Source organism: Streptomyces mayteni, assembly GCF_054783955.1.
The window spans coordinates 1-14,629 of sequence record NZ_BAAGPR010000148.1 but is presented as its reverse complement, the minus strand read 5'-3'; the positions used below and the strand labels follow the sequence as shown (position 1 = coordinate 14,629).

The window sequence follows — 14,629 nt, the reverse complement described above, 5'->3', positions numbered from 1 at the left end:
GCCCGCCGTGCCGCCGCCGCGCCGGGCGCGGCGCCCCGGCCGCCCCGGCACCGGGTGACGGCGCCCGCCCCCGTGGCCGGGGGCGGGCCTCCCGCTCACCTCAGCACGTAGGTCAGCGTCCCGAAGCCGAGCTCGTCGAAGCCGCCGCTCGTGGTGCCGTAGTCGCCACCCCCGCCCTCGGGGCTGAGCGACCTGGCGATCTCCGAGAGGTTCGGGGTGTTGAGCCCCCGCCTCGCCCAGTAGTGGTGGTAGACGCGCTCCCAGACCGGCCGGGCCTGGCCCCGGCCGCCCGCGCCGAACGTGGTGTGCTGCTGCTGCGCGCAGTTCTGCCCGGTGCCCCACCGGTAGGTGGTGAAGGGCAGGTCGTCGTAGCCCAGGTTGTAACGGGCCACGTACTCGCACGCCTTCAGAAAACGATTGTTGTCCGCGCCGTAGAGGTCGACGCCCTGGCTCCAGGCCATCTCGCAGATGGTGCCCATCAGGCCGATGCCCATGATGCTGTGGGCCTGGTCCCGGCCGCTCTCCTGCCACTGCGCCAGCGTGGAGCCGTGCAGGAACGGGACGGCGTGCGGCAGCGAGCCGTTGCCCGCGCCGTTGTGGAAGTAGTCCACGACCCGGTCGAACATCGACTGGTTGTCCGTCAGGATCCCGATCGCCATGATCGAGGCCATGTTGCACAGGTCCCAGTTCGCCCAGTAGTTCGTGATGCAGGCGTCGTTGTGGTTCACCAGGAAGTTGTCGTTGAGCGGATAGAAGACGTTCAGCATCATCCGCTGGAAGCGCGCCAGGTCGAAGCCCGGGTAACCGCGCATGATCTCGGCGGCGTTGGCGAACTGGTAGCCGTAGATCCCGGCGGCCAGGAAGCGGTCCGCGTTGCCGGTCACCGTGGTCAGCGTGCCCGACCAGGCGTTGAGGATGTCGCGCGCCCGGTCGCCGTGCGCCGCCGCGCCGGTGATCTTCCAGCGCAACGCGTTCTGGTAGGCGGCGTGGATGTCGTTGTAGAGCTGCGGGTAGTTCTCGCCGGTGCCGCCGCGGACGATGGTCGCGGTGGGGCGTGCCGTCCAGGTGCTCGCCGAGTGCCCGTTGGCCGTCAGCCGGTTCCACCCGTTCTGCCACGGCTGGGTGCCGGCGGCCACCCGGCCGGCCATCCGGTCGAAGGCGGCCTGGGTGTGCAGCATCCCCGGGTGGGCGAAGGCCAACGGCCTGATCGGCGGGTCCTGGACGGCCGCGCCGGCCGGCCCGGTGGGGGCGAGACCGGAGACGGCGAGCGCCCCGGTGCCCAGTGCGGCGGCTCGCAGCACGTGGCGGCGGCTCGGTCGACCCGAGCGGTGCGTGCCCTGCATGAGATTCCTCGTCTCTCGTGGGGGGTGGTGCCCCATGGTGGGCCCGCCGATAGAAAAGGTTGTCTGTCGGGCACGAACTCGAAAGTTTCGAACCCACGCCTGCGCCCGTGCCGGCGAGCGTGCCGGCGCGCGGCGCGAGGGACGCGGGCCCGGTCGGCGCGGGAGTCAGCGCCCCAGCACCGCCATCGCCGCGTTGTGGCCAGGGACGCCGCTCACGCCGCCACCGCGCACGGCGCCCGAGCCGCACAGCAGCACGTTGGCGTGCTTGGTGGCCACACCCCAGCGGGCCGCCGCACCGGCCAGCTCCGCGTCGTCCTCGGCGAGCGGGAAGGCCAGGTCGCCGTGGAAGATGTGCCCGCCCGGCAGACCGAGTTCGGCCGCCAGGTCGAGCGGCGTCTTCGCCTCGACGCACGCCCGGCCCGTCGCGTCCAGCGCCAGGCAGTCCTCGATCGGCTCCGCCAGCTGCCCGTTCAGCGTGGCCAGTGTCGCCGCCAACAGGCGGTCCCGGGTCCCGGCGTTGTCCCGGGTGAACAGCCGCGCCGGGGTGTGCAGCCCGAACAGGGTCAGCGTGTGGTGCCCGCCCGCGGCGAGTTCGGGGGAGAGGATCGAGGGGTCCGTGAGGGAGTGGCAGTAGATCTCGCTCGGTGGGGTGCCAGGCAGCTCGCCCGCCGCCGCCTGCCGGTAGGCGGTCTCCAACTGCTGGTATCCCTCCGCGACATGGAAGGTGCCGGCCAGGGCCTCGCGCGGATCGGCGGCCGGGTCGCGCAGCGCCGGCAGTCGCCGCAGCAGCATGTTCACCTTGAACTGCGCGCCCTCGACCGGCTCCGGCCGCTCCTCGCCGAGCAGCCGGGCGAGTTCGGAAGGCGACGCGTTCACCAGCACCACGCCCGCGCCCACCGTCCCCTCCGCGCTCTCCGTGCGGTACCCCACCTCGGCGGTCACGCCGTCGGTGGCCACCGAGGTCACCTCGTGCCCGGTGGCGATCTCCGCGCCCGCCGCCCGCGCGGCGCCCGCCAGCGCGTCGGTCACCGCGCCCATGCCGCCCACCGGCACGTCCCAGTCCCCGGTGCCCTGGCCGATCACGTGGTAGAGGAAGCAGCGGTTCTGGCGCAGCGACGGGTCGTGGGCCGAGGTGAAGGTGCCGATCAGGGCGTCGGTCAGCACGATGCCGCGCACCAGGTCGTCGCGGAACGCGTCCTCCACCGTCTCGCCAAGCGGCCGCTCGAAGACGGCGCGCCAGGCCGCGTCGTCGTCCACCAGCCGACGCAACTCCGAGCGCCGCGGCAGCGGTTCGGTCAGCGTCGGGAAGACCCGGACGGCCAGCCGGCGCGTCATCGCGTAGAACCGCAGCCACGCCTCGTACTCCCGGTCGGAACCGGTCAGGTCGGCGAACGCCGTGCGGGTGCGCGACTCTCCGCCGCCCACCAGCAGCCCGGTGGGGCGCCCGTCGCGCACGACCGGCGTGTAGGAGGAGAACGCCCGCTTGCGCAGCGTCAGCCGGAGGCCGAGGTCGCGCACGATCCGCTCGGGCAGCAGGCTGACCAGGTAGGCGTAGCGCGACAGTCGCGCGGCCACCCCGGGGAAGGCCGGGGCGGAGACCGCGGCGCCGCCCGTGTGGTCGAGGCGTTCGAGCAGCAGCACCCGGCGACCGGCCCGGGCGAGATAGGCGGCGGCCACCAGACCGTTGTGGCCGCCGCCGACGATCACGGCGTCGTACGAGGTGAGGGCGGGCATGGCCCTTGGTAACACGCGGTGGCGACTTCCGGCCAGTGTCCCGGCCGCCCTCTGGTCGCACCTCGGTGACCTGGCATAAGGTCCCCCGGGGGAAACGGGGAAGAGGGGCCGCGAGGACATGGACCAGCCGGCGACGGCGTCAGCGCCGCCCGTTCCGTGCCCCCGCCCCGGCACCCCGGCGCGCCGACCCGCCGAGCCGGGTGACCGCGCCCCGACACCTCCGCACGCGCTGCCCCACGCGCCGCGTGCGGGTACCGGCCCCCACCCCGCCGCCCGCCCCGCCGCCTGAACCGTCCGCGGCGCGATCGCCGTAGGCTGGAAGGCTGTCCCGACCACCCCGCGTCCCACTCCCCGCGCCCCGCCCCCGTCCGTCACCCACCCCACCTTCCCACCGGCTCGCCGCTCGAGCCCTCCCCGACCCACGAAGGAGCCCATGCCGCACCACGACACCCCGCCCCGGGCGGTGTCCGCCGAGGAGACCGCCCCGCAGGCCCCGGCACAGATCCGCCGCATCCTCCGGCTGTTCCGCCCCTATCGCGGCCGGCTCGCCGTCGTCGCCCTGCTCGTCGGCGCCTCCTCGCTGGTCGCCGTCGCCTCGCCGTTCCTGCTGCGCGAGGTGATCGACACCGCGCTGCCCGACCGGCGCACCGGACTGCTCGCGCTGCTCGCCCTCGGCATGATCGCCGCCGCCGTGACCAGCAGCATCTTCGGCGTGCTGCAGACGCTGATCTCCACCACCGTCGGGCAGCGGGTCATGCACGACCTGCGCACCGCCGTCTACGGCAAGCTCCAGCAGATGCCGCTGGCGTTCTTCACCAGGACCAGGACCGGCGAGGTGCAGTCCCGCATCGCCAACGACATCGGCGGGATGCAGGCCACCGTCACCTCCACGGCCACCTCGCTCGTCTCCAACCTGACCGCCGTGGTCGCCACCCTGGTGGCCATGCTCGCGCTCGACTGGCGGCTCACGCTGGTCTCGCTCGCGCTGCTGCCGTTCTTCGTCTGGCTGGCCCGCCGGGTCGGCCGGGAGCGCAAGCGGATCACCACCCAGCGGCAGAAGCAGATGGCAGTGATGGCGGCCATGGTCACCGAGTCGCTGTCGGTCAGCGGCGTGCTGCTCGGCCGGACCATGGGCCGGTCGGAGGCGCTGACCAGGGACTTCGCCACCGAGTCGGGGCAGCTGGTCGGTCTCGAGGTCCGGGCCAACATGGCCGGCCGCTGGCGGATGGCCACCATCGGAATGATCATGGCGGCGATCCCCGCCCTGCTCTACTGGTCGGCCGGTGTCATGTACCAGATCGGCGGGGCTCCGCCGTCGATCGGCACCCTGGTGGCCTTCGTGAGCCTCCAGCAGGGGCTGCTGCGCCCGGCCGTCTCGCTGCTGTCGACCGGAGTGGACCTCCAGGCGTCGCTCGCGCTCTTCCAACGGATCTTCGAGTACCTGGACCTGCCGGTGGACATCACCGAGCGCCCCGGCGCCGTGGAGCTCGACCGGCCGCGCGGCGAGGTGCGGTTCGAGCGGGTCTCCTTCTCCTACGACCCGGCCGCCGAGCCCACCCTGTCGGGCATCGACCTGACCGTGCCGGCCGGCGGCTCGCTCGCCATCGTGGGGCCGACCGGGGCGGGCAAGAGCACCCTTGGCTATCTGGTGCCGCGCCTCTACGACGTCACGGACGGCCGGGTCACCCTCGACGGCGTCGACGTCCGCGACCTGGGCTTCGCCTCGCTCACCCGGGCCGTCGGCGTCGTCTCCCAGGAGACCTACCTCTTCCACACCTCGGTCGCCGAGAACCTGCGGTTCGCCAGACCTGGCGCCGACCAGCGGGAGTTGGAGGCCGCCGCGAGGGCTGCCCAGATCCATGACCACATCGCCGCCCTGCCGGACGGCTACGACACCGTGGTCGGCGAGCGCGGCTACCGCTTCTCCGGAGGCGAGAAGCAGCGGCTCGCCATCGCGCGCACCATCCTGCGCGATCCGCCGGTGCTGGTGCTGGACGAGGCCACCAGCGCCCTGGACACCCGCACCGAGCTGGCCGTCCAGCGGGCGATCGACGCCCTCTCGGCCGGGCGGACCACGATCACCATCGCGCACCGGCTCTCCACCATCAGGGACGCCGACCAGATCGTGGTGCTGGACGGCGGCCGGATCGCCGAGCGCGGCACCCACGGCGAACTGCTGGCACTCGGTGGCCGGTACGCCGAGCTGGTGCGGCGGGACTCCGAGGTCCGCGCGGCGGACGAGGAGCCCGACCGGCAGGCGGTCGAGGCCGCCAACTCGTAGGGCACCGAAGGCCGTCCGGGTCGGCCGCCGTGGCCCGCCCGGACCCGGACCAGGACCCGGGTCGGCCGGCGGCCGCCGTCGCTCCGGCGGGAGAAAACTGTGCGAACGATCGTGCTAACATCCTGGCGTCGAACCGCGCACCAGTCCACCGAGGGGGCCCGAGATGCGACTCAGGACCGCACTGATCCGTACCACGCTCAACACCACGGGACGACTGGCCCCCGACCTGGCCGGGCGCTGGGCGCTCGACCTCTGGCGCTATCCCCGCACCCGGGTCGCGGTGCGACCGGCCGAGGAGCCGATGCTGCGCCGGGCCACCCGGGACAGGGTGACCGTCGCCGGCAAGGAGACCGTGGTCTACGCCTGGGGGGACGGCCGTCGGCCCGTGCTCCTGGCGCACGGCTGGCTCTCCCGCGCCTCCCGTCTCACCGCGCTCGCCGAGGCCCTGCTGGACGCCGGGTTCAGCCCGGTGACCTACGACGCGCCCAGTTGCGGCGAGTCCGAGGGCCGCGAGACCTCGATCCTGGAGTACCGGGAGCTGGCCAGGCTGCTGCACGCCGAGCACGGCCGGTTCGTCGCCGCCGTCGGCCACTCGGTCGGCGGCCTCTCGCTCTTCTTCGCCCTCCGCGACGAGGTCAAGGCCGACCGGCTGGTCTCGGTCGCGGCGCCCGCCGAGTTCGGCTACCTGATCGACAGCTTCTGCGCCTCGCTCGGGCTGAGCGACCGACTCAAGCCCCGGCTCAGGCAGGGCGTCGAGCGGCGGGTCTTCCCCGGCGAGGCCGACATCTGGCGCCGCTTCTCCGCCACCCACCGGCCCGCCGAGCTGACCATGCCGATGTTGCTGGTCCACGACTCGGCGGACGACATGATCGACATCGGGCAGTCCCGGCTGCTGGCCGACGCCTACCAGGGGCAGTCCCGGCTGATGGTCACCCAGGGGCTCGGCCACCGGCGGATCGTCTCCGACCCCGCCGTCGTCAGGGCCATCGTCGACTTCGTCGCGGCCGACGAGCCCCGCTGACGCCCGACGAGGCCCGCTGACGGCCGACCGGGCCGGACACGCCCTAGCGGAGGGCGTCGACCAGCGCCGGGTCGGTGGCCGTGGCCCGCAGGCGCGCCTCGACGCCCGCCGCCGCCCGGTCGTAGCCCCGGTCGTCGCGGTGCAGCGCCGAGTCCGCGTTGGCCATCTCCAGCAGCGCCATCAGCTCGAAGGCCAGCTGGTCGACGTTGGTGTCGGCCCGCAGCGCGCCGGCCACCCTGGCCTCCTCGACGATCCCCGTCACGTGGTCGCACCACTCGACGCGCGCCGCCGCCACCGCGTCCCGCACCGGCCCGCTGCGGGCGCCGAACTCCGCCGCCACCGTGGTGAAGAAGCAGCCGCCGGAGAAGACCCGGGTCCGCGAGTACTCCAGATACGCCAGGCAGAGCCGCCAGATCCGGCCGATCCCCGGTGGGACGGCGGCCGCGGGGCCGGCCACCCGGTCCGCGAACACGGCCCGCGCCGCCCTGACCGTCGCCAACTGCAGCTCCTCCTTGGAGCCGAACAGCGCGAACACCCCGCTCTTGCTGAGCCCGAGCTCGGTGGCGATCCGCCCGATCGACAGACCCTCGAGACCCTCGACCGACGCGATGTCCATGGTGCGCCCGAGCACCAGCCGGCGCGTCTGGTTACCGCGCTCCACCCGCCCATCGGTCCGTGTTCCGGCCACCGCGCCGCCCTTCAGTTCACCGGCCCCCATCGTACGGAAGAGACCCGTCACGGTGGGGGCCGCGAACGCGACTCACCGCCCGGCGCTCACCACACCTCGCCCCGGCCGGCCAGCAGGTCGAACACCTCGTGGTCCACCACCGCCGTGCGGTGCTTCTCGGCGAGCCCGAACCAGGCGATCTCCTCGATCTCGCTGCTCGCCGCCAGCGTGCCCCGGTACTCGCCCGTGTAGCAGGCCATCCGCACCAGGGTGCCCGCCGGCTGGCCGTGCGCCGCGCCGGTCCAGGTGCCCAGGTGGGCGACCGTCTCGGGAAGCAGCGCCACCGTCAGCTCCTCGCGCACCTCGCGCACCAGCGCCTCGAGGTCGCTCTCGCCCGGGTCCCGCTTGCCGCCTGGGATATAGAAAACGTCCCGCCCCCGGGACCGCGCCGTGAGGACCCTGCCGTCCACCAGGTGCACCCATGCCACGGTGTCGATCAGCCGTGTCACCACCGGTCTCCTCCCGAATCCGCCGCCGGAGATGACCTTCGGTCTCCGGACCTGGACGATGGTGTCATGGGCGGTAGGGAACGAGGCGACGCGGTCCCGCCGGCGCCGGACGACCGGCCGGTGGGCGGCGGCGGACCGCTGTGGCTGCACCCGGACGACGACCTGGCCCCGAACCGGCCGGGGGAGATCCTGCACGGCCGGGTGGCCGCGCTGCCCGCCGGCCGGGCCAGGCTCGTCCTCGACCGGCTGCTCGGCCGGGCCGCCGCCCGGGACGCGCTCCTTGCCGAACTGCGCGGCGAGGAGCTGACCGGCGCCCGGCTCGACGCGCTCGCCGGCGCGGGGTGGCGGGTCCTGCACTCGATCCCGCTGCCCGGTGCCGCCACCATCCCGCACCTGGCCATCGGGCCCGCCGGCGTGCTCGGCCTCCGGCCGGTGCTGCGCCGCGGCGCCCGGCTGACCGTCGACGAGGAGGAGGTGCGCACCGACCGGGGACGCGCCGAGCCCCACGTCCGGCGCTGCCGGCGCGACGCCCGGCGCGCGGCCCACGCGCTCTCGCTCGCCGCCGGCTTCCGGGTGCCGGTCAGGCCGGTCCTGGTGCCGGTTGCCGCGGCGGCGGTCAGCGTGGCACCCGGGCTGTGGGACGTCGAGGTGCTGCCGGACGCCGCGCTCGACGGCCTGGCCAGGCTCGGCGGCGCGCTCGCGCCGGACGCCGTCGAGACCCTCTACGGCCTGGCCCGCGACCGCCGCACCTGGTTGGACGGCTGAGCGCCGACGGCTGACGGCCGGCGCGCCGGCCGCGGTTCGCCCCGGCTCACAGCTCAGTCGGCCAACGCGGAGTAGGCGATGACCTTCTCGATCCGCAGCCGGACCAACAGCTCGCCCGGCACCGCGTTCCGCGCCCCGGTCCGCTCCGCCGCGTCCTCGCCCAGGTAGCGCCCGCCGATCCTGGTCGCCCAGGTCAGCAGTTCGGCCGGATCCTCACTCAGGGTGGCGCGGCCGTGGATCACCACGAAGGCGAAGGGCGGCGTGTCGTCGTCCACACAGAGCGCCGCCCGGCCGTCCCGCGCCAGGTTGCGGCCCTTCACGGTGTTCGCGCCGGTGTTCAGCACGACGTCGTCGCCGTCCAGCACGAACCACACCGGGGCGAGGTGCGGGGAACCGTCGGCCCGCACCGTGGCGAGCTTGGCGGTCCTGGTACCCGCGGAAACGAAGGCCCGCCACTCGGGCTCGCTCATCGTCTGTGCCATGACCCCATCGTGCGTCAGGGTTCCCGGTCCGGCCAGCGGGCGGGCAGCCCGTGCGGCATCGCGCTCGCCAGCAGCCGCTCCGGCCCGGCGTCGACCCGGGCCGAGAGCCAGAACCCGGACTCGCCCGCCACCACGCGCGGTTCGAAGGCCAGATGGGCGAAGCCGGCGTCCGGGGTCGCCGCGGCCGCCAGCCGGTCCAGCTCCCGCTCCACCCTGGCCCACTCGTCCGCCGGCACGTACTGGCGCATCACCGAGTGCCAGATCACCGTCACCGTGCCGGGCTCCAGCTCCACCTCCGCCAGGAAGTCGGCGGCGCCCGCCGCCTCGACCGTGGCCGGCACCTTCGCCGCGATCCGCAGCGCGCCCTCCAACCGCCGCGTCCGGTCCGCCTGGTCGGGCCACACATAGGCGCGCAGCGCCAGCGCGCCCTCCGTGGACAGCGGGTCGATCGGCGTCGGATCGCAGCCGCGCCGCTCCACGATCCGCAGCGCCTGGTGCCGCTCGGCGCCCGCCAGCAGCCAGTCAGGCACGCACCCCTGCCAGGTGTCGGTGAGCCGCACCGGCGAGTCGGCCGGCCCCCAGGCGAAGCCGTCGGCGGTGTAACGGAACTGCTCGGCACGCAGGTTGAGCCCGGCGCTCGAACCCAGCTCGAACAGCCGGATGGGACGCTGCGCCGCGGGCACCGTGTACAGCAGCCCGGCAAGCAGCAGCGTGGCGCGGCCGACCTCGTTGGTCTGGGGCGGCCGACGCAGCCAACCCCGCAGCCACTCCCGCTCCCCGGCCACCACGGAGCGGAAGGCCCGCCAGACGTCGTCCACCGCGTCGGGCGTGAACTCCCCGCCCGCGCTCGGGTAGTGTGCCGCGAGCTCCGGCGCGCGCCCGGTCAGCGCCAGCGCGTGCGCGCCGCCGAGCAACCGCAGCGGCAGCGCCTCTTCCTCACCGGCCCCCTCGTACCCCGTCACGGCGTCCGCGCAGGGCCCGCCGTCCGCGACGTCCCTGGCCGCCCGCTCCAGCACCGCCGCGTACAGCGGCGAGCCCAGCCGGGCACACTCGCCGGCCTGTCGGGCGAACAGCCGGACAACGTGTTCACGGGGCATAGGTACTCCTCACAGCGGTACGCCCAAGATCATGGGGCCCGACGGGGGCGGAGCGGAAGACCCACCGGTGAATATGCCCCGGGATATTCGGTTGCCTGGTACTCCGTGCCCCGATTGGCTGTGATCATGGCCCCTTCATCCGCTTCATCCGCGGAATCAGCCACGGATCACGAGTTCGCCGCCCTGCTGGAGACCACCCGACGGGACCCGGCCGTGGCCGGCGTGGTGCTCACCGGCTCCAAGGCGCGCCACGGCATGTCGACCCGCTGGTCCGACCACGACGTCTTCGCGATCGCGCACGACGGCCGGGCGACCGACGTCGGCGACCGGCGCACCGCGACCCTCGACGTGGTGGTGATGGCACTGGCCGAATTTCGCCGCCACGCCCTCCCAGGATCGGACAGCGAGTGGAACCGCTACGCGTTCGTGGGCGCCCGAATCGTCCAGGACACCCCGGAGGGGCTGATCGCCGAACTGGTGGCCCGGAAGGCCACGCTCACCCCTGAGGAGGCCGCGTCGCTGGCCGCCGGCCACCTCGACGCCTTCGCCAACTCCGCCTACCGGGCGCTCAAGAACCACCGCGACGGACACCCGCTCGCCGGCCACCTGGACGCCGCCGAGGCCGCGCCACCGCTGCTCACCCACCTCTTCGCCCTGGAGCGCCGGGTCAGGCCCTACAACAAGTACCTCACCTGGGAGTTGGCCCAGCGCCCCCTCGCCGCCCCGCCCTGGCGCGGCGACCGGCTGCCCCGGCTGCTCGGCGAACTCGTCGCCCACGGCCGCCCCGACACCCTGCGGCGGCTCTTCACCGACGTCGAGCTTCCCCCAGCTAACGCTGGGAGGTGCCCCCAGGCCCGCGCCGCGGGGCACGGCGCCGTCCTCGACTCCTGGGGCGACGACCTGCTCCTGCTGCGCGGCACGGAGCAGCCGGGCCGGGAGGCCGGCTCCTACCATGAACTGCCATGAGCCCACCGCAGATCCTGCTCTTCACCAGGACCACCGGCTTCCGCCACGACTCCATCCCGGCCGGCGTCGCGGCGTTCCACGAACTCGGCGCCGCCCACGGCTTCGCCGTCACCGCCACCGAGGACCCGGCCGAGCTGGCCGCCCGACTGCCGGGCAGCCGCGCCGTGGTGTTCCTCTCCACCAGCGGTGACGCGCTGACCGAACCGTCCCGCGCCGCGCTGCGCGCCCACCTGGCCGCCGGCGGCGGCTTCGTCGGCGTGCACGGCGCCGCCACCACCGAGTACGGCTGGCCCTGGTTCGGCGACTCGGTGGTCGGCGCCGTCTTCGACGGCCACCCCGCGCTGCAACCCGGCGTCGTCACCGTGGAGGACCACGACCACCCCGCCACCGCGCACCTCGGCGACCGCTGGGAGTTCACGGACGAGTGGTACAACTTCACCGCCAACCCGCGCGGCCGGGTGCGGGTGTTGGCCAGCGCCGACGAGAGCACCTACACCGGCGGGCGGATGGGCGCCGACCACCCGCTCGTCTGGTGCCACGAGCGCGCCGGCGGCCGCTCCTTCTACACCGCCCTCGGACACACCGACGAGTCGTTCGCCGACCCCGACTTCCGCCGCCACCTGCTCGGCGGGCTCGGCTGGGCCGCCCGGCTGCCGGAGCCGCCGGCGTGACCGGCGGCCCGGCCCTCACCCGGGTACTCGGCGACATCACGGAACAGCGGGTGGACGCCATCGTCAACGCCGCCAACTCCTCGCTGCTCGGCGGCGGCGGGGTGGACGGGGCCATCCACCGCCGCGGCGGCCCCGAGATCCTCGCCGAGTGCCGGCGGCTGCGCGCCGGCCGCTACGGCCGCGGCCTGCCCACCGGCCAGGCGGTGGCCACCACCGCCGGCCGGCTGCCGGCCCGCTGGGTGATCCACACCGTCGGGCCCGTCCACTCGGGCACCGAGGACCGCTCGGAGCAACTGGCCTCCTGCTACCGGGAGTCGCTGCGGGTCGCCGCCGAACTCGGCGCGGCCACCGTCGCCTTCCCCGCCGTCTCCACCGGCGTCTACCGCTGGCCGCTCGCCGACGCGGCCCGGATCGCGGTCGCCGCGGTCACCGAGTCGGCCGCGCTCGGCGACTTCACCGAGCTGCGGTTCGTGCTCTTCGACGAGCCCGCCCACCGGGCCTTCGGCGCGGCGCTCGACGCCTGAGGCCTCAGCCCAGCGGATCGATCAGCTCGATGGCCCGCACCCCGGCCCGCAGCGCCAGCGGGTCGGCCGGGTGCGCGGCCGCCATGTCGAGCGCGGTGTCCACCAGCTTGATGGCGTGCTCGTCGCCGTGGGCCGCCGCCCGCTCGAACAGCTCGGCCGGGTCCTGGCCCCCCGCGTCGGCGGGCGCCGTCGGTCCCGCCGGCGGGCCGTAGGCGGCCACCACCCCGGCGCTCGCCTTCCAGGCGGCCGCCAGGCTGGCCGGCCACAGCTCGGGAGGCAGCGCCGGCAGGGTCCGCAGCACCGCGTTGGGCGCGGTCGCGGCGTGCACCAGCATCACCGGCTCGCCGTGGCCGTGGGTGGCGTAGTAGCCGGTGGCCGCCCGCACCAGACCGCCGAGCCGCTCCACCACCGCTGTCCCCTCGCCCGCCGCCCCTTCGCCAGCCGAGGTCGTGGCCCAGTCGGGCAGCCGGTCGAGCTGCGCGAGCCGGGCCCTGATGCCGCCCGACTGCTCGGGCACCAACGGCACCGCGCGGAGCGCCTCGTCGGGAGACCCGGGCGCGAGCAGCGCCACCAGATCGGCCGGCAGCGGCTCGTACCGCGCCGCCCAGTACCCGAGACCGTGCGCCAACTCCGCGAGCCGCGGCCCGGTCTCGCCCTCGGCGAGCAGCACCCGGACCGCGTGCCCCACCCGGATCACCGGGTGGGTGGCCGCACTCGTGATGCCCGGCAGCAGCCGCGGCCACCACTCCGCCAGCACGTCCCGCCACGGCCGCTCGGTCAACAGCGTCCCGAAGTACTCGGCCCAGTCCGTGAGATGGCGGGCGTCACCCAGCGCCGTCTGCCAGTTGTCCGCCGTGATCCGCCCGAAGCCGCTCGGCCGGTCCTCGAGCCGGTCCCGGTAGAGGTCCACCCAGCGGTGCACCCGGGCCTCCTGCCCGTGCCGGGCCAGCGCCTCCACCGCCATCGGGGCGTGGTTGGTCAGCCACCCCTCGAACTCGGGGCCCGAGGCGTGCAGCCTGGTCAGGGCCTCGTCCAGCGTTCCCGCCGCATTCGTGTCCATGCCGACGACGCTATGCCGGCCGGCCCCGCCCGGTAACGGCCCCGGGACCGAGGACCCCCCGACTGCTGGTCCTAAGGCCGACGGCCGAGCAGCGCCACCAACTGGTCCTGGAGCGGTGCCGAGTCCGCCACCGACACCGGGGGGTCGAAGACGCCGAAGCTCTGCCAGCTGTCGATCTGCGGCTCGACGTACTCGTAGCTCTGGCCCACCAGGTCCGCGTCGAGCCGGTCGTCGGCGCCGATGCCCCTGGCCAGGTCCCAGGCGTGCACCGTCAGGTCGAGCGTCATCTGCCGCAGGTACTCGTCGGCCGGCGTGAGCCCACCGCTGGTGTGCACCCGGGCGTCGAGCGCGCCCGGCTGGTGCACCGCCTCCCGGGAGGCGGCCGCGGCGGCCTCCCAGGCGCCCACCGGATCGTCGCCCAGCACGTCGCCGTCGAACCGGTCGCCCACCTCGGCGAGCGTGGCCCCGCGCAGCATCCAGGGGGCCCACAGGTGTTCGCCGGTCAGGTGGTTCACCAGATCCCGCACCGACCACTCCGCGCAGGGCGTCGGCGACGACCACTGCCGACTCCCCACCTCCCGCACCCGCTGGTCGAACTCGTCCATCGCCCGGTCGAAGCCGTCGAGCAGTTCCATAGCCCATCCCATCCGAAGCGGTCAGGTCAGAGATGCGTTGGATCAGGCATGTGTCAGATATGGACCAGAATCACCTCAAGCGTACGCGGTCCGTGCACGCCCTCCACCCGGTTCAGCTCGATGTCGCTGGTCGCCGAGGGACCCGAGATCCAGGTCCCCGGGCGGGTCGGATCGAGCCGCGGCAGCGCCTGCGGCAGCGAGTCCACGACCTGCTCGGGCGCCCGGATCACGCACACGTGGTGGTCGGGGACCAGGGTGATCCGGCGCCGCCCCTGGTCGGGGCCGCCGTCAAGGATGATCGTGCCGGTCTCCGCGACGGCCAGCGCGCAGCCCGTCAGGACGCTGTCCGCCGCGTCCAGGTCGGCCGGGGTGTCCGCCGCCGAGTCGACACGGACGGCGATCCCGGGATCACCCGAGGCGCCGACGACCACGCTGAGCCATTCGGGGGGCAGCCCCGGCGGCACCACCAGGGTCCTGGTGCCACGCTCGGCCAGCCGGTCGGCGATCAGCGCCGGCAGCCCCGCCGGGTCCACGTGGTGGACCACGGCGCGGTAGTCGGCCAGGTGCTCGGCGAGCGTCCGCACCGGGTCGGCGGGGGAGTGCGTCGTCAGGTAGTCGCGCGGGACCGGCACGTCCGCCGGCCCCTCGTCGGCCGGCACGTCCACCAGGGCGCGGCGGACCCGGGCGAGGATCAGGTCACGGCTGTCGGTCGTCACGGTTCCTCGTCCACCAATCGCGGAAGCTCTGCTCGGGAAACGTCGGGAGGTCGCGGCTCGCCGTCCACGCCCGGCCGGGGCCCCGCAGCCGGCGCGGATGGAGCCGCCGGGTCGCCGCGGCCAGCCGCTGCGCGGCGCGCAGCGCGCCCGGCCGGTCG

General features: G+C 74.5%; 16 protein-coding genes. 6 read left to right on the top strand and 10 right to left on the bottom strand.

Translation table 11 applies throughout. The annotated features are described in order from the left end of the window. Nucleotides 1-95: 95 nt before the first annotated feature. Nucleotides 96-1,343, bottom strand: coding sequence for an alginate lyase family protein (locus tag ACYVPE_RS36270; protein WP_461038081.1), 1,248 nt, complete (start codon nucleotides 1,341-1,343; stop codon nucleotides 96-98). Nucleotides 1,344-1,508: 165 nt separating this feature from the next. After that, nucleotides 1,509-3,077 (bottom strand): phytoene desaturase family protein, encoded by a 1,569-nt coding sequence (locus ACYVPE_RS36265; RefSeq protein ID WP_461038080.1) that lies wholly within the window; start codon nucleotides 3,075-3,077, stop codon nucleotides 1,509-1,511. Nucleotides 3,078-3,510: 433 nt separating this feature from the next. Here ACYVPE_RS36265 and ACYVPE_RS36260 point away from each other — a divergent pair, with 433 nt between their 5' ends. After that, a complete protein-coding gene (locus ACYVPE_RS36260) occupies nucleotides 3,511-5,358 on the top strand; it encodes an ABC transporter ATP-binding protein (RefSeq protein WP_461038079.1) in 1,848 nt (615 codons plus the stop codon). 163 nt (nucleotides 5,359-5,521) lie between these two features. Continuing rightward, entirely contained in the window at nucleotides 5,522-6,379 is an 858-nt protein-coding gene (locus ACYVPE_RS36255) for an alpha/beta hydrolase (RefSeq protein ID WP_461038078.1), read from the top strand. 43 nt (nucleotides 6,380-6,422) lie between these two features. Here the strand turns inward: ACYVPE_RS36255 and ACYVPE_RS36250 are convergent, their stop codons facing one another. Together ACYVPE_RS36250 and ACYVPE_RS36245 are read right to left on the bottom strand one after the other, a co-directional pair. Further along, nucleotides 6,423-7,067 carry a TetR/AcrR family transcriptional regulator gene (locus ACYVPE_RS36250; RefSeq protein WP_461038077.1) on the bottom strand — a complete coding sequence of 215 codons (645 nt, stop codon included), beginning with the start codon at nucleotides 7,065-7,067 and terminating at the stop codon, nucleotides 6,423-6,425. 86 nt (nucleotides 7,068-7,153) lie between these two features. Then, the gene (locus tag ACYVPE_RS36245) at nucleotides 7,154-7,555 is read right to left on the bottom strand and encodes an NUDIX hydrolase (RefSeq protein WP_461038076.1); all 402 of its coding nucleotides are present in this window, start codon (nucleotides 7,553-7,555) and stop codon (nucleotides 7,154-7,156) included. 66 nt (nucleotides 7,556-7,621) lie between these two features. Between ACYVPE_RS36245 and ACYVPE_RS36240 the strand changes: the two genes are divergently transcribed. Further along, on the top strand, nucleotides 7,622-8,320 hold the full coding sequence (locus tag ACYVPE_RS36240) for an NERD domain-containing protein (RefSeq protein ID WP_461038075.1): 699 nt from the start codon (nucleotides 7,622-7,624) through the stop codon (nucleotides 8,318-8,320). Nucleotides 8,321-8,373: 53 nt separating this feature from the next. Here ACYVPE_RS36240 and ACYVPE_RS36235 read toward each other — a convergent pair whose 3' ends face one another. Next, nucleotides 8,374-8,802, bottom strand: coding sequence for a PPOX class F420-dependent oxidoreductase (locus ACYVPE_RS36235; protein WP_461038074.1), 429 nt, complete (start codon nucleotides 8,800-8,802; stop codon nucleotides 8,374-8,376). Nucleotides 8,803-8,816: 14 nt separating this feature from the next. Further along, nucleotides 8,817-9,899 carry a DUF2332 domain-containing protein gene (locus ACYVPE_RS36230; RefSeq protein ID WP_461038073.1) on the bottom strand — a complete coding sequence of 361 codons (1,083 nt, stop codon included), beginning with the start codon at nucleotides 9,897-9,899 and terminating at the stop codon, nucleotides 8,817-8,819. Nucleotides 9,900-10,025: 126 nt separating this feature from the next. On the opposite strand from ACYVPE_RS36230, the gene ACYVPE_RS36225 reads away from it, so the two are divergent. The 3 genes from ACYVPE_RS36225 to ACYVPE_RS36215 are packed head-to-tail and all read left to right on the top strand — an operon-like array spanning nucleotide 10,026 to nucleotide 12,060. Then, a complete protein-coding gene (locus ACYVPE_RS36225; protein WP_461038072.1) occupies nucleotides 10,026-10,865 on the top strand; it encodes a hypothetical protein in 840 nt (279 codons plus the stop codon). Next, on the top strand, nucleotides 10,862-11,536 hold the full coding sequence (locus tag ACYVPE_RS36220; RefSeq protein WP_461038071.1) for a ThuA domain-containing protein: 675 nt from the start codon (nucleotides 10,862-10,864) through the stop codon (nucleotides 11,534-11,536). The genes ACYVPE_RS36225 and ACYVPE_RS36220 overlap by 4 nt, the downstream gene beginning before the upstream one ends. Then, nucleotides 11,533-12,060 carry an O-acetyl-ADP-ribose deacetylase gene (locus ACYVPE_RS36215; RefSeq protein ID WP_461038070.1) on the top strand — a complete coding sequence of 176 codons (528 nt, stop codon included), beginning with the start codon at nucleotides 11,533-11,535 and terminating at the stop codon, nucleotides 12,058-12,060. The genes ACYVPE_RS36220 and ACYVPE_RS36215 overlap by 4 nt, the downstream gene beginning before the upstream one ends. 4 nt (nucleotides 12,061-12,064) lie before the next feature. On the opposite strand, the gene ACYVPE_RS36210 is transcribed toward ACYVPE_RS36215, so the two are convergent. The 4 genes from ACYVPE_RS36210 to ACYVPE_RS36195 all read right to left on the bottom strand — a co-directional run. After that, nucleotides 12,065-13,120: a questin oxidase family protein gene (locus ACYVPE_RS36210; protein WP_461038069.1), complete on the bottom strand. Its 1,056-nt coding sequence runs from the start codon at nucleotides 13,118-13,120 to the stop codon at nucleotides 12,065-12,067. A gap of 71 nt (nucleotides 13,121-13,191) precedes the next feature. Further along, a complete protein-coding gene (locus tag ACYVPE_RS36205; protein WP_461038068.1) occupies nucleotides 13,192-13,755 on the bottom strand; it encodes a TIGR03086 family metal-binding protein in 564 nt (187 codons plus the stop codon). A 53-nt stretch (nucleotides 13,756-13,808) separates the two neighbouring features. After that, entirely contained in the window at nucleotides 13,809-14,471 is a 663-nt protein-coding gene (locus ACYVPE_RS36200) for a LutC/YkgG family protein (RefSeq protein ID WP_461038067.1), read from the bottom strand. Beyond that, nucleotides 14,452-14,629: lactate utilisation protein LutB domain-containing protein (locus ACYVPE_RS36195; RefSeq protein WP_461038082.1), on the bottom strand; the 178-nt coding region annotated here is incomplete at its 5' end. The genes ACYVPE_RS36195 and ACYVPE_RS36200, both read right to left, overlap by 20 nt.